The organism is Sphingomonas sp. IC081, from assembly GCF_006874585.1.
Classification (GTDB): domain Bacteria; phylum Pseudomonadota; class Alphaproteobacteria; order Sphingomonadales; family Sphingomonadaceae; genus Novosphingobium.
Genome location: NZ_CP029761.1, coordinates 2,529,980 through 2,544,392 on the forward strand (window position 1 = coordinate 2,529,980; position 14,413 = coordinate 2,544,392).

Annotated in this window: 10 protein-coding genes; 6 read left to right on the forward strand and 4 right to left on the reverse strand. The window is 68.0% G+C overall.

Annotation, left to right across the window (positions count from 1 at the left end; translation table 11 throughout):
• Positions 1 to 93 precede the first annotated feature (93 nt).
• On the reverse strand, positions 94 to 2,562 hold the full coding sequence (locus DM450_RS12130; protein WP_142635130.1) for a PhoX family protein: 2,469 nt from the start codon (positions 2,560 to 2,562) through the stop codon (positions 94 to 96).
• 420 nt (positions 2,563 to 2,982) lie between these two features.
• Here DM450_RS12130 and DM450_RS12135 point away from each other — a divergent pair, with 420 nt between their 5' ends.
• The 6 genes from DM450_RS12135 (at position 2,983) to fumC (ending at position 8,336) form a co-directional block, all read left to right on the forward strand.
• The gene (locus DM450_RS12135; RefSeq protein ID WP_142635132.1) at positions 2,983 to 3,165 is read left to right on the forward strand and encodes a hypothetical protein; all 183 of its coding nucleotides are present in this window, start codon (positions 2,983 to 2,985) and stop codon (positions 3,163 to 3,165) included.
• Positions 3,166 to 3,460: 295 nt separating this feature from the next.
• On the forward strand, positions 3,461 to 4,546 hold the full coding sequence (locus tag DM450_RS12140; RefSeq protein WP_185928598.1) for a 4-oxalomesaconate tautomerase: 1,086 nt from the start codon (positions 3,461 to 3,463) through the stop codon (positions 4,544 to 4,546).
• A 261-nt stretch (positions 4,547 to 4,807) separates the two neighbouring features.
• Entirely contained in the window at positions 4,808 to 5,356 is a 549-nt protein-coding gene (locus DM450_RS12145) for a c-type cytochrome (protein WP_142635134.1), read from the forward strand.
• Entirely contained in the window at positions 5,353 to 6,021 is a 669-nt protein-coding gene (locus tag DM450_RS12150; protein WP_185928599.1) for a cytochrome b/b6 domain-containing protein, read from the forward strand. The genes DM450_RS12145 and DM450_RS12150 overlap by 4 nt, the downstream gene beginning before the upstream one ends.
• Before the next feature lie 11 nt (positions 6,022 to 6,032).
• Positions 6,033 to 6,572 carry a CPBP family glutamic-type intramembrane protease gene (locus DM450_RS12155; protein WP_142635137.1) on the forward strand — a complete coding sequence of 180 codons (540 nt, stop codon included), beginning with the start codon at positions 6,033 to 6,035 and terminating at the stop codon, positions 6,570 to 6,572.
• A gap of 384 nt (positions 6,573 to 6,956) precedes the next feature.
• On the forward strand, positions 6,957 to 8,336 hold the full coding sequence (fumC, locus tag DM450_RS12160; protein ID WP_142635139.1) for a class II fumarate hydratase: 1,380 nt from the start codon (positions 6,957 to 6,959) through the stop codon (positions 8,334 to 8,336).
• Between the two features lie 209 nt (positions 8,337 to 8,545).
• Here the strand turns inward: fumC and DM450_RS12165 are convergent, their stop codons facing one another.
• From DM450_RS12165 to DM450_RS12175, 3 genes are read right to left on the reverse strand one after another with little or no spacing between them, the layout of a single operon-like run.
• Positions 8,546 to 9,961, reverse strand: coding sequence for an efflux transporter outer membrane subunit (locus DM450_RS12165; RefSeq protein WP_142635141.1), 1,416 nt, complete (start codon positions 9,959 to 9,961; stop codon positions 8,546 to 8,548).
• A complete protein-coding gene (locus DM450_RS12170; RefSeq protein WP_142635143.1) occupies positions 9,954 to 11,177 on the reverse strand; it encodes an efflux RND transporter periplasmic adaptor subunit in 1,224 nt (407 codons plus the stop codon). Before DM450_RS12170 ends, DM450_RS12165 begins: the two co-directional genes overlap by 8 nt.
• Positions 11,170 to 14,376 (reverse strand): efflux RND transporter permease subunit, encoded by a 3,207-nt coding sequence (locus DM450_RS12175; protein ID WP_142635145.1) that lies wholly within the window; start codon positions 14,374 to 14,376, stop codon positions 11,170 to 11,172. Before DM450_RS12175 ends, DM450_RS12170 begins: the two co-directional genes overlap by 8 nt.
• Between the last annotated feature and the right edge of the window lie 37 nt (positions 14,377 to 14,413).

Here is a 14,413-nt window from a genome sequence, read left to right on the forward strand (position 1 = left end):
GTTTCCAGACGGCGCCGCGTGCAACGCCCCGGCGATACAAACGGCAAAGGGCGCGCCGCAAGGCACGCCCTCCCCTTCATTCCGACCAACCGATCAGAGCGCGATAATGCCCCCGTCATCCTTGGTGATCGCCACGATCGCCGAGCGCGGGCGGACCGTTGCGGCGGCGGTGCCGGTCTGGCTGTCGGGCCAGTGGCTCGACGGCGCGGCGGCGGTGCCGTCCTCGCCCGGGTGCTGGATGCCGACGAACAGCGTGCGCCCGTCCGGGGTCATGTCGATGCCGGTGATCTCGCACTGGACCGGGCCGACGAGGAAGCGCCGCAGCGTCGCCGCCGTTGCCGCTGCGCCCTGGTAGGTCGCCTGGGTGGCGGTGGCGCCGCCCGAGCCGGTGTTGGTGATGGTCTTCGCGCCGCCGTCCCCGACATGGCCGGGAAGCGCGGCCAGCAGCATGCAGTTGGTGCGGTCGGTCATCGCGCCGTCGTCGGTCTCGATCCACAGCACCGGGTTGATCTGCCCCGCCGGGTTGGTGGCGCGCGAGAAGTAGCAACCGTCCGGGCTGGAGAAGTCGTTGTCGGCGGTCAGGCCCGAGAGGTTCACTTGCGCCCCGGCATCGGCGGCATCGGCGCCGAACAGGTAGATGTCCCAGCGGAACGTGGTGGCCGCCGTGGTGTCTCCGGTTTCGCGCAGGCGGATGATGTGACCGTTGGGGTTGCCGTATTGCGCAGTCGCCGAGCCGCCCTTGGGGTCGTTGTAGTGGCGCGGGTTGGCCGCATCGGTGCCGGTGAGCGGACGCCCGGCGGCGTTGTTGTTGGTGAGCGTGAGGTAGATCTCGCCGGTCACCGGGTTGCCGGCGGTCCATTCCGGACGGTCCATCGGCGTCGCCCCCACCGCGTCGGCGGCAAGGCGGGTGTTGACGAGGATGTCGGCCTGATCGGCAAACACGTATTCGGGATAAGCGCCGGTCGCCGGGCGGCTCGGCACCGAACCGAAGACCAGCGGCAGCCACTGGCCGGTCCCGTCGGCATTGAACTTCGCGACATAGAGCGTGCCCGCATCGAGGTACTTGTCGCCCATCGCAAGGCGGCTGGTGCTGGCGGCATCGGCGGCGGCATAAGCGGCCGAGGACACGAACTTGTAGAGGTACTCGCGGCGCGAATCGTCGCCCATGTAGACGCCGAGCGGCTGCCCGGCCACGGCGCGCACGAAAGCACCCTCATGCCCCATGCGGCCAAGCGCGGTGCGCTTGCGCGGGGTCGAGGCCGGGTCGTAGGGATCGATCTCGACCACCCAGCCATACTGGTTGAACTCGTTGCGATAGTCGTCGGTGGCCGCCGCGCCGGTGATCGTCGCGTTCCACTTGGTGTAGATCGAATCGGTCGCGCTGGCAGTCGACCAGGCGAAGTTGCCGGTGCGGCTGGTGACGCCGTAGCGGCTGATCGCGGTCATCTCGCGCACGCTGCGCTTGGCATCGTCCGCCGCATCGCGGCGGAAGTAACCGGCCCAGTTCTCCTCGCAGGTCAGGTTGGTGGCCCAGGGCGTGATGCCGTTGGCGCAGTTGTTGATGGTGCCGCGCCCGGCGACGCCGGTGGCCGAATAGGCGGTGAACAGCAGCGCGGAACCGGCGGCGGGGCCGTGGAAGCTCATCGGCGTATTCGGGGTGATGCGGCGGTTGAAGCTGCTCCCCTTGACGTAGGACCACTTGCGGCTGCCCGCGTCCTGGTATTCCGACACCGAAACGCCGTGCGCCTCGATCTCCTTGAGCGCCTCTGCCGCCGGACGCGGGCCGCTCGACACATTGGTCGGGCCATTGGGGTGCAGGTACTGGACGTTGAGGTTCTCGTGGTTCTGCACCATCAGGCCGCGCGTCGAGCTGCTGTCGTCACGCCCGCCCGCAGAGGACAGGCCGAAGAAGTGCAGCGCATCGCCGTGATCGCCGATGCGGTGGGCAAAATCGCTGTCGCTGCCGTCGTTGGCATAAGCCGCCGTACCGGCCGAAAGCGGATCGCCCAGACGGGTCATGACCGTCACCGAATAGCCCGAGGGCACCTTCACCACGTCCTCGAGGCTGTGCGGCACCGCCGCGAAGCCCAGCGCCGAAGGCGAGACACGCACGGTGGTCTGGGCGGTGCGCGCCTGGCCGACCGGGGTCTTGGCGGTGAACGTGAAGACCAGATCGGTCGCCGCGCTGACGGCGGGCGCGATGAAGCTGACAACCGAACCCGTGCCGGTAAGCGTCACCGCGGTGCCCGAAGTCTGCGCCCAGGAGGTGGCATAGGCCGCCTCGCCATCGGCCGGGCTGCCGGTAAGCGTCACCACCCGGCCCGAACTGGTCGCCGCATTGCTTCCCGCCGAGATTTCCAGCTTCTTGTCATCGTCGCCGTCGCCGCAGGCCGCCAGCACGGCGGTGCCCATGAACGCCATGGTCGTGGCGCCCGCACCGCGGAACAGCGCCTGTCGGCGCGAGTACCGCTGCGCGGCGAGGTCTTCGAGCGAGGTGACGCAAGTGGAATTGGTATCGACGTCGCCATCGCTATAGCCGCTGGCGGGAAGTTCCTGTGTCATGGATGTGCCCCTATTTTTGCAGGTCAAACAGTCGCGGGGCGATTGCTAGGGGCCTAACATGGCAATCCGACGCCATTTCGGTGTCAGAGAGAAGACCGATTCATGACGGTATTGCCGGTTTATTGCTTATAGGCTTGCGGCGACTTTGGCTGAGGCTGGGTGGCTAACGCTGATAGTGGAGAAGAAAGGGAGATTCCCGGGGGATGATCCCCCGGACCCTCGGAGGGTCCACCTTGCGCGCTGCCTATGCCTTGCGCGCCCATTGTCGGGTGGACTGGCAGGGCCTTCGGCCGGGTGACGCATGACGGAACGACCGGTTTCAGGTAAACCGTTCGAGTTTTCGAAAGGCAGCTATGTTGGGGGAAGCGGATAGAGGGTATTGCTAGTATCCCTCATTTCTCTGCTGTGGGGCTAAATCGAATGAGCATCAAGAAATCGAAGATTGTGAAGTTCGGCTTCGTTCTCACCGGAGCCATGTTTGTTCTGGCTCTTGAAATTTATCGCCACGGAATCTCGTGGCGTATTCTTGCGACATTAGGTGTCTTTGTGGGCGGATACCTTTTCGCTGCGATGATCCTTGGCCGAAAAGCCAACCGAACATGAAAGTCTGATGCGGGTCGTTTCAGCCCTCGTGCTCACGAACAGCCACGTCTGCAAGGTCGGCGTGTCCGGAACGACCGGTTCCCGATTAAAATCTTGGAAACTGGCCATTCAAGCTTCGGCGTTCGCGCAGGAACTCCCCTCCGGCAAACGAGACAGGTTGAGCCTCGCTCCCCGGCCCCTGCCCGCGCGCCATGTTTAGCCAGAACCAATCGCGAATTGCCGCATCCGCCTTCCCTCGCCCGGCCCCGGAAAGGCAAGTACGCTCACGTCGAGTCGATATTGCCGGGAGAGCGCCATGAGTGAAGCACGCGAAACCGAGGGTCTCCCCTGCATGTGGATGCGCGGCGGCACTTCGAAGGGCGGCTACTTCCTCAAGTCCGACCTCCCCGCCGATCCCGCGCAGCGCGATGCCTTCCTGCTTGCGGTGATGGGCTCGCCCGATCCGCGCCAGATCGACGGCATGGGCGGCGCCGATCCGCTGACCAGCAAGGTCGCGGTCGTTTCCAAATCCTCGCGCGAAGGCATCGACGTCGATTACCTGTTCCTGCAGGTCTTTGTCGACCAGGCGCTCGTCAGCGACCAGCAGAACTGCGGCAACATCCTCGCCGGCGTCGGCCCCTTTGCCATCGAGCGCGGGCTGATCGAAGCCAGGGGCGAGGAAACCGATGTCGCCATCTTCATGGAGAATACCGGGCAGGTCGCCGTCGCCACGGTGCAGACGCCGGGCGGCCCGGACGGTCATAGGGTGACCTACAAGGGCGATGCCAAGATCGACGGCGTGCCCGGCAGCCATGCGCCGGTGCCGCTGGAATTCCGCGACACCGCCGGCTCGTCGTGCGGCGCGCTGCTGCCCACCGGCAATGCGGCGGACGAAGTGAACGGCGTGCGCGTGACGCTCATCGACAACGGCATGCCCTGCGTCGTGATGAAGGCCGAGGACCTGGGCATCACCGGCTACGAGGACCGCGAGAGCCTCGATGCCAATACCGAGCTGAAGGCCAGGATCGAGGCCATCCGCCTTGCCGTGGGCGAGCGGATGAACCTCGGCGACGTCAAGGACAAGTCGGTCCCCAAGATGATGCTGGTCGCCCCGCCCCGGCATGGCGGCGCGGTGACCGTGCGCAGTTTCATTCCCCACCGCGCCCACGCCACCATCGGCGTGCTGGGTGCGGTCTCGGTGGCGACGGCCTGCCTGATCGAAGGCTCGCCCGCCGCCGAACTCGCCATATGCCCCGAGGGTCGCCGCAAGACGCTGTCGGTCGAACATCCGACCGGCGAGATGTCCTGTGTCCTCGAAGTGGACGAGGGCGGCGCCGTCACCAGCGCCGCCCTCCTTCGCACCGCGCGCAAGCTGATGGACGGGACTGTCTTCGCGGGGTAAAGCCCGTTTGAAAAATGCCCGAAAGGGCATTTTTGAGGCGGCACCGGCCCACTCCCCCACCCGACCACCCAACGATTGTACCCTAGTGGGTGGTCGGGTGGGGGAGTGGGCCGGTGCCGCGAAATTCGCTCTTTCGCGAATTTCCAAACAAACCCGAATTTCGCCGGGGATTCCAAAATCCCCTCTTCGCGGCGCAACAATCCACGTTATCAAGGCTTCAAGGGATGCATAAGTGTCCCGCCTGACAGGAGTTGCCGCGCCATGACCCGTATCCCTGGGCCCCGTAACCTTACGGCCTCTGAACTCGCCCCCTCGAAACTCGTGCTTGCCGCCGCGATCGGCGCGCTCCTTGCCGTTTCCGCCTGCAAGGGCCCGCAGACCGCGCCCGACGGGTCCGCCGGGGCCTCCGATGCCGCCGTGGACGCCTCGGCCATCGTCAAGCAGCGCAAGGCGAACTTCAAGGACATCGGCAAGTCGAACAAGGTCGCCAAGGCCGCGCTCGAAAGCACCCCGCCGGACTTCGCCACCGCCTCGGTCGCCGCCGCCTCGATCAAGGACGACGCCGGCAAGATCCTCGGCCTGTTCCCCGAAGGCACCGGCCCCGACGCGGCCCCCAAGACCGAGGCCCTGCCCGCCGTCTGGCAGAAGCCCGGCGAATTCAAGGCCGCCGCCGACAAGCTCGCCAGCGCCGCCGACGCCCTGAAGACCGCCGCCGACGCCAAGGACCTGGTCGCCACCACCAAGGCGATGGGCGACATCGGCGGTGCCTGCAAGGGCTGCCACGAGCAGTTCCGAAAGAAGGACAAGTGAGCAACCCGGGCGGGGTCCCCACCCCGCTCTGGGATCTTCCCGTCCGCTTCATCCACTGGGCTTTCGTGGTGCTGATCCCGGCCCTGTGGTGGACCGCCGAGAACGGCCACATGACGTGGCACATGCAGATCGGCACGGTCATGCTGCAGCTGCTGGTAATCCGCGTGCTCTGGGGCTTCGTGGGCGGATCGACCGCGCGCTTCGCCGCCTTCGTGCGCGGCCCGCGCGCGGTGCTGGACCATCTGCGCGGCCGGACCGGCGCGGCCCCCACGGCCGGCCACAATGCCGCCGGCGGGTGGAGCGTGATCGCCCTGCTCGGCCTGCTGGGCCTGCAGGTCACCTTCGGCCTCCTTGCGGGCGACGAGGATGACGGGGTGACCGGCCCGCTCATCCATCTCGTCTCGTTCACCACCGCCGACCGCGCGACACAGCTGCATGAGCTGGGCTTCAACCTCATTCTCGCGCTTATCGTGCTCCATGTCGGCGCGGTGCTGTTCTACCGCTTCGTCAAGCGCGACAACCTGATCGCCCCGATGGTGACCGGCAAGCGCGACCTTCCCGCCGGAACCCGGGGCCTCGTCCGCGCGCCTGCCTGGCGGTTCTTCGCCTGCGTGGTGGCGGCCTGGCTGGTCGGCTGGGCGATCTGGAGCGGGACCAAACCCTGAGCCCCTTCCCCTTGCGATCCGCGCTCCGCCTGATCCTCGCGCGCACCGGGCTGCACCTCCTTGCGCGCGAGCGCAAGGCCGCGCTCGCGGCAACGCTCGGCGCGGTGCTGGGGGTGAGCGCCTTCGTGCTCCTGCTCGACGGCGTGCTGTTCCGCCGCGCGCTGCCCGAGGGGTATGCCGCGCTGTTCACCGCGCCGCTGCTGCCGCGCATGCTGTTTTCCGCCGCCGGATCGATGCTGGAGGAAGTGCAGTACCGCCTGCTCCTGACCACCGCGCTGGCCGTGCTCGCCGCCGCCGCCAGCGCGCCGTTCACCCGCAGGCCGCTGCCGCCCTGGGCGCTGCTGCTGATCATCGCGGCAGTGCAGCTGCTCAATGCCTGGACGGCGGTGTCCCATTACCCGCTCTACGGCGCCTTGCGCTTCTGGCTGGTCGGCTGCGTCTGGGGCCTGCTCTACTGGCGCCACGGCTTCCTTTCGGCCCTCGCCGGGCACGGACTGGTCCACCTGCTGCTCGACCCCGCCCTGCGCGCGCTGCTGCTCCTGACCGCGTGAGCGCTCCGCAACCTGCCTTGCCATCGCGGACATTGCACCCGCCCGCCCCGATACTTAGGTTAGGTCGTAAACGCATAAACGGCACCATCGAGGTTTGCGGCAAAATGGCTCAGCGGCAGGAGGGAAGGCGCTGGAATATGTCGATATTTCAAGACTTCCCGACGCAGCGCTGGGCCATTTTGGGCAAACCCCGAAGGGGCGCCCAAATGGCTTCCATCTCGAACCGAAGCTGCCTTGGACGGGCAACCAGCCCGCCCGGCGGCACCTTCGGCCCGAGCTGTTCGCCATTTGGGCGCCTCGATGGTGCCGTTTATGCGTTTACGACCTAGCCTCGCGCCCTTTCCCGCAAGCCAGCGCGGGCGCGGTGACAGAGGAGCCCGTGCCATGGAATTCCGCCGCGAAACCGACTCGATCGGCGAGATCGACGTCCCCGCCGCCGCCTACTGGGGCGCCCAGACCGAGCGCAGCCTGCACAACTTCCCCTTCGGCCCCACCGAGCGCATGCCCGTGGCCATCGTCCATGCCCTTGCCCGCGTGAAGCTGGCCGCCGCGCGGGTCAACGCACGGCACGGGCTCGACGAAAGCCTTGCCCGCGCGATCGAGGCCGCCGCCGCCGAAGTGGTCTCGGGCACGCTCGACGACCAGTTCCCGCTGGTGATCTGGCAGACCGGCTCCGGCACCCAGAGCAACATGAACGTCAACGAGGTGATCGCCGGACGCGCCAACGAACTGCTCTCCGGCCAGCGCGGCGGCAAGAGCCCGGTCCACCCCAACGACCACGTCAATCGCGGCCAGTCCTCCAACGACAGCTTCCCGACCGCGCTCCACGTCGCCGCCGCCGTGGAACTGCACAAGGCCCTGCTCCCCGCGCTCGACCACCTTGCCCGCGCGCTCGAAGCCAAATCCGAGGCCTGGCGCGACATCGTCAAGATCGGCCGCACCCACCTGCAGGACGCCACCCCGCTGACGCTGGGGCAGGAATTTTCCGGCTACGTCCAGCAGCTTCGCGATGCCCGCGAGCGGCTGCTCCATGCCGAACAGGGCGTCCTGCGGCTGGCGCAGGGCGGCACCGCCGTCGGCACCGGCCTCAACGCCCCCGAAGGCTTCGCGGCGGACGTGGCGGCGGACCTTGCCGTCCAGACCGGCCTCGCCTTCGTGCCCGCGCCCAACACCTTCGAGGCGCTCGCCAGCAACGACGCGCTGGTGCAGCTTTCCGGCACCCTCTCCACCCTCGCCGTCGCCCTCACCAAGATCGCCAACGACATCCGCCTGCTCGGCTCCGGCCCGCGCTCCGGGCTTGGCGAACTGGACCTGCCCGCCAACGAACCGGGCAGCTCGATCATGCCCGGCAAGGTCAACCCCACCCAGTGCGAGATGCTGACGATGGTGGCCGCACAAGTGATCGGCAACCACCAGGCGGTGACCGTCGGCGGCATGCAGGGCGCCTTCGAACTCAACGTGTTCAAGCCGATGATCGGCGCCGCCGTGATCCGCTCGATCGCCCTGCTCGCCACCGGCATGACCAGCTTTGCCGACCGCTGCGTGGCAGGCATCGAACCCAACCACCGCCGGATCACCGAATTGCTGGAACGCTCGCTGATGCTGGTGACGGCCCTTGCACCCGAGATCGGCTACGACAACGCCGCAAAAATCGCCAAGCACGCGCACACGGACGGGCTGACTTTGAAGGAAGCCGCGCTCGATCTGGGGCTGGTGGACGAGGCGACCTTCGACCGCGTGGTGCGGCCGGAGACGATGGTTTAGGGTTTTGAAGAACAAGAGATAAAGCAGGGGGTTAATACCCCCTGCACCCCCAATACCGTCTAGGTCACGCGGACCGACAGCCTTGCGCGCCCATGGCGGCGTCGGGAGACTTATTGGCTGCGCCGCAAGGGGCGCACACCGAATCTGCGCGCGCGACGCAGACGGTAATGGGGGTGCAGGGGGGCTATGCTCCCCTGCTCTATCCCTTCTTACCCCTTGGCCTCCGAAGGCCCGCCAATCGCCTTCACATAGTCCACCGCCGCGCGCATGCGTTCGGTCTCCACGGCGATGGCGGAGCGCTGGGCGTCGAGGGCGTCGGTCTGGGCGGTCACCACGTCGAGGTAGTCCGAGGCGCCGTCGCGGTAGCGGGACATGGCGATCTCGCTGGTGCGCTGGGCGGCGGCGGCAGCTTCCTGCTGCGCTTTGCCCTGCGTTTCGAGCTGGCGCATGGCCGCGATCGAATCTTCCACTTCGCGGAAGGCGCCGAGCACGGTGGTGCGGTAGTCGGCGGCGGCCTCGTCGTATTCGCCGCGCGAGATCTTCACTTGCGAGCGGCGGGCGCCGCCGTCGAACACCGTGAGCAGCGCCGAGAGGGGGCCGAGCGACCACATCGAATTGGGCGCGCTCAGGAGGTTGCCGTGGGTGGTCTGCCATCCGCCCGATCCGCCGAGGCCGATGGTCGGGAACCAGGCCGCGCGGGCCACGCCGATGCGGGCGTTGGCGGCATAGACGCGGCGTTCGGCGGCGGCGATGTCGGGTCGGCGCTGGAGCAGCGTCGAGGGGGTGTCCACTGCAAGGCTGGGCACATCGAAGGCGGGCGCCGCCGGGGCGACGTGGAAGTCCGAGGCGATGGCGCCGGTCAGCGCGGCCAGTTCGTGCTCGGTCTGCGCGCGCTGGTTGGCGATGGAGGCCACTTGGGCGCGGGCATTGGCAAGGACGGTGCGGGCGCGGTTGACGTCGATGCCGGAGGAGATGCCGCCTTCGTGGCGCGTCTCGGTCAGCTGGTAGGCGCGCTGGAAGGCATCCACCGAACGGTCGAGCAGCTGGGCCTGGGCGTCGAGGCCGCGCAGGCGCAAGTAGGCGTCGGCAACGGCGGCCTGCAGGCTGAGGCGCGCCGAGGCGAGATCGCCGGCGGAGGCATCGGCCTCGGCCCTGCCCGCCTTCACGCTGTTGCGCACCCGGCCCCAGAGGTCGAGTTCGTAGGACAGGCTGCCGCCGACGATATAGTTGTCGTAGGTCGCCGAGGAGCCCGAGGACAGCGGGCGCCCGGCCGACACGCGCGAGCGGGCGGCGGAGCCGTTGACGCCGATCTCGGGGAAGAGTTCGGAGGTCGCCACCCCGGCGGCGCCGCGCGCCTGATCGTAGCGGGCGAGCGCGGCGGCCAGGGTCGGGCTGGCGGCCTCGGCCCTGGTTTCGAGGTCGTCCAGCACGGGATCGCCGAACATCGTCCACCACGCGCCGCGCAGGGCCGCGTCCTGCGGGGCGGCGGGGGCCCAGCCCTGCATCTCGGCGAACTGCTCGGGCGCGGCGGGGAGGCTGGCGGCTGGCGGCGTGTACCTGGGGGCCATCGAACAGCCGCCCAGCAGCGCTGCCGCAAGCGCAGTGAGGGCGACCCGCTTAACCATGCGTGGCGCCCTTTGCCGGGGCGGCATCGGCGGCGCTCTGCACCTGCACGCGGTCGCCGGTGCGGATCGAGTCCGGCGGCGAATCCACCACGCGGTCGCCCAGGTTGACGCCCACCGAGACGATCACCGACTTGCCCTGATCGCGCGCGATGGTGATCGGGCGGACGGTGACCGTGTTGCCTGCGCCCAGCACGGCGACGCTCGGGCCCTTGTCGGTGTAGAGCACGGCGCTGCCCGGCAGGGTCACGCCCTTGAGCGTGGCGTCGACGTCGAAGTGGGCCTGCACGAAGGCGCCCGGCTTCAGCGCGCCGTCGTTGTTGTCCGCCTGCACTTCGACGAGCACCGCGCCCGACTGCGCATCGACCGCGCCGGCGCTGCGGGTCACCGTTCCCGGGAACGAGCGGCCCGGATATTCCGGCAGGCTGAGCGCAACGGTGACGCCGGGGTTGACCAGCGCCGAATAGATCTGCGGCACGCGGACATAGACGCGCATCTTGTGCACGTCGGACACGGTGAACAGCGGCTGCGCGGCGGCATTGCCGGCCGTGACCAACGCGCCGATCTGCGCCGAGCGGCTGGTGACGACGCCCGCGAAGGGCGCGGAAAGCTGGGTGAAGCCGTGCTGGGCCTGAAGCTCGCGCACCTGGGCCAGCGCCGCATTGGCGAGCGCGGTCTTGGCGGCAAGGTCGCCCGCCTTCTCGTCCACTTCCTGCTGCGAGACCGCGTCCTTGGCGAGCATCGCGCTCCAGCGCCTGGCGGTGGTGGCGGCAAGGCGCTGGTTGGCGAGCGCGGTCTGGTAGTCCGCCTTGGCCTGCGCCAGCTGCTGCTCGATTTCCGGCGCGTCGAGAATGGCGAGCGGCTGGCCCGCCCGCACATGGTCGCCGATGTCGGCCAGCCACTTGCTGACATAGCCGTTGGTACGCGCGTTGATCGCCGCGCTGTTCCAGGCCTGCGCGGTGCCGGGCAGGGTCAGGCCGCCCTCGCCCGCAGCCGTCTTGGGCACGGCCAGCGCCACGGTGGGCAGCGCCGAATCCTCGGCCGCGGTCTTCAGTTCGCTCGTCGCGTGCATGCGGCTGGCGGTGCCCACGGCGACCACGGCCAGGGCGACGATGGCCGCGCCGATGCCCACCCGCTTCAGGGTGCGGCTGCTGGGACCGGTGGGAGTGTCGTTGTCCATGGGGGCCTCGGGAGTCTGGTGCATCTGGGGATCAAGCATGGGCGGCCTCTGCTTCGGGATGAGCTTCGGAGGGCGCTTCATGGTGCTTGCGACGGCTATGGAAGAAAGCGAAGACGGTGGGAACGAAGAACAGCGTGGCGATGGTGGCGCAGACAAGGCCGCCGATCACGGCGCGGCCGAGCGGCGCGTTCTGCTCGCCGCCTTCGCCGAGGCCGAGCGCCATCGGGCCCATGCCGATGATCATGGCGAGCGCGGTCATCAGCACCGGGCGGAAGCGGACGAGACCGGCTTCCATCGCCGCCTTCACCGGATCGCCCAGCTCGGCCAGCTTTTCGCGGGCGAAGCTGACGACCAGGATCGAGTTGGCGGTCGCCACGCCCATGCACATGATCGCACCGGTCAAGGCCGGGACCGAAAGCGTGGTCCCCGTCGCGAACAGCATCCAGACGATGCCGGCAAGGGCGGCGGGCAGCGCGGTGATGATGATGAACGGGTCCAGCCACGACTGGAAGTTCACCACGATCAGCAGGTAGATCAGCACGACCGCGCCCAGCAGGCCCCAGCCAAGGCCGGAGAAGGCGGTGTTCATCGTCTGGTACTGGCCGCGGATGGTGACGCTGGCGCCCTTGGGCACTTCGGCCTTGAGCGAGTCGATCGCCTTCTGCACGTCCCCCGCCACGGCGCCGAGATCGCGGCCCTGCGGGGTGCCGTAGATGTCGAGCACCGGGGCGATGTTGTAGTGCGAGACGATCGGCGCGGTGCTCGACCGGGTGAGCGTGGCCAGTGCGCCGAGCGGCTGCGGACGGCCTGCTGCTGCGCCGGAAACCGGCAGGTTGGCCAGCTTGCTCATCGAATCGATGGCATAGTCGGGCGCCTGCGCGACCACCGGGTACTGCACGCCGTTGTCGGGGTTCACGAAGAACACCGGCGCGGTCTGCGAAGTGCCCGCCAGCGAGTTGCCGAGGCTGGTGGTCACGTCGCGCTCGGTAAGGCCGTACTGGCCCACGCGCGAGCGGTCGACGTCGACGTCGATCTGCGGCGAGTTCTGCGGCTGCTGGATGCGCAGGTCCGCAAGGCCGGGAATGCGGGCCAGCTTGACCATCAGCTTGTGCGCGAACTCGCGCGAGGCGGCGGCGTTCTTGCCGGAGATCTGCACGTCGATCGGCGACGGCGAACCGAAGTTCAGGATCTGGCTGGTGATGTCGGCGGGCAGGAACGCGAACTGGGTGCCGGGGAAGCGGCGCGGCAGTTCGCGGCGCAGCTGGTTCACGTAGCCTTCGGTCGGCTCATGGCCTTCCTCAAGCGTGATCAGCATGTCGCCGTCCTGCGGGCCGATGGTGCCCGAGTTGTTGTAGACGGTGTTGATCGAGCTGACCGGCAGGCCGATGTTGTCGGTGATCGACTTCACTTCGGCGGCCGGGATGATCTTGCGGACCTCGGCGGTGATCTGCTCGAAATTGCGGGCGGATTCGTCGATGCGGGTACCCACCGGGACGCGGACGTGCATGGCGATCTGGCCCGAGTCCACCGCCGGGAAGAAGTTGCTGCCAAGCAGCGGCAGCAGGCCGAACGAGAGCACGACCACCGCCAGGAAGCCCAGCATGAACGGCTGCTTCGAGCGCAGCGCGCGGGCCAGCATGCCGAGGTAGCCGCTGCGGATCTTCTCGAACTGCGTCTCGAACCCGCGCTGGAAGCGCACGAAGGGATTGCGCGATTCCGGGGTGCCGGCGTTGTGATGGTTCTCGCCGTGCGGGGTGTGGGGCTTCAGCAGGTACATCGCCATGGTCGGCACCAGGGTGCGCGACAGGATGAACGAGGCGATCATCGCGAAGACCACCGAAAGCGCCATCGGCACGAACAGATAGCCCGCGACGCCCGGCAGGAAAAACATCGGCACAAAGACGATGCAGATGCACAGCAGCGAGACGAAGGCCGGGGTCACGATCTGGGCGGCGCCGTCGAGGATCGCCTCCATCACGCCCTTGCCCTGCTCCAGATGCCAGTTGATGTTCTCGATCGTCACCGTCGCGTCGTCGACCAGGATGCCGACCGCGAGGGCGAGGCCGCCCAGCGTCATCACGTTCATCGTCTGCCCGAACACGGCGAGCGCGGCCACGGCGGCCAGCACCGCGAGCGGGATCGAGACGGCGATGATGACGGTGGAGCGCCAGGAGCCGAGGAACAGCAGGATCATCATCGAGGTGAGCGCGGCGGCCATCGCGCCTTCGTGGATCACGCCCGAAACGGCGGCCTTCACGAACAGCGACTGGTCGCCCACCGGCAGCACCTTGAGGCTGTCCGGCAGGGTCGAGGTGATCCGGGGCAGCGCGTTCTTCACGCCGTCCACCACCGCAAGGGTAGAGGTGGCGCCGTTCTTGAGCACGGTCAGCAGCACCGAGCGGCTGCCCTGCACGTGCACCACGTTCTGCTGCTGGGCGCTGCCGTCGCGCACGAAGGCAACGTCGCGCATGTAGATCGTCGCGCCGTTGACCACCTTCACCGGCAGGTCGTTCAGCGCCTCGATCGAGCCGGGGGTGTTGTTCAGGCGCACGGTGTACTGCGCCGGGCCGATCTTGACGAAACCGGCCGGGTTGATCTGGTTCTGCGCGGCGATGGCGGTGCCGACGTCCTGCGCGGAAAGGCCGCGGGCCTGCAGGGCGTCGGGGTTGAGGTCGACCTGCACCTGGCGCTGCTTGCCGCCCGAGGGATAGGGCATGGCAAGGCCGGGAATGGTGACGAGGCCGGTGCGGACCTGGTTCTGGCCGATGTCGAACAGCTGCTGTTCCGACAGCCCCTTGCCGGACAGGGCCAGCTGGAGGATCGGCACGGTGGAGGCGGAATAGTTGAGGATCAGCGGCGGGTTGACGCCCGGCGGCATCTGCCTGAGCACCGTCTGCGACACCGAGGTGACCTGCGCGGTGGCGGTGCGGATGTCGACGCCGGGCTGGAAGTAGATCTTCACCACGCCCATGCCCTGGAAGGACTGGCTTTCGATATGTTCGATGTCGTTGACCGTGGTGGTCAGGATGCGCTCGTAAGGCGTCACCATGCGGTCGGACATGTCCTGCGGGGACAGGCCGGAATAGGTCCAGGCGACGGCGATGACCGGGATCTTGATATCCGGGAAGATGTCGACCGGGGTGCGGAAGGCGGCGATCAGGCCGCCCAGCGCGATAAGAATGGCCATGACGATGAACGTCAGCGGGCGATGCAGCGCGGTCTTGACAATTCCCAGCATCGAATACTCCAAACGCCGGGCGGCCCTGCGCTTTCGC